The organism is Vibrio jasicida CAIM 1864 = LMG 25398, from assembly GCF_000400365.1.
Classification (GTDB): domain Bacteria; phylum Pseudomonadota; class Gammaproteobacteria; order Enterobacterales; family Vibrionaceae; genus Vibrio; species Vibrio jasicida.
Genome location: NZ_BAOG01000020.1, coordinates 1 through 215 on the forward strand (window position 1 = coordinate 1; position 215 = coordinate 215).

Annotated in this window: 1 pseudogene; it reads left to right on the top strand. The window is 41.4% G+C overall.

The annotated features are described in order from the left end of the window. Window positions 1–178: pseudogene (locus tag VJL_RS30320) on the top strand (helix-turn-helix domain-containing protein); the annotation flags it as partial. Window positions 179–215 lie beyond the last annotated feature (37 nt).

Below are 215 nucleotides of genomic sequence, written 5' to 3' on the forward strand. Positions count from 1 at the left end.
GAAAGGAAGACCTTCAATGAAACAGCAGCCTCAACGTACCACTAAACCAGATAATGAAATGACACTTGAGGAGCTAAGAGAGGAGTTGATCTACTTACGAACTGAGAATGCTGTTCTAAAAAAGTTGGAAGAGTTGGAGCAAGAAAAGAACCGTCGAACAAAGAAAAAGCGGTCATAGCTCTAACTCTTAAAGGTAAGTACCCACTGAAGCACCT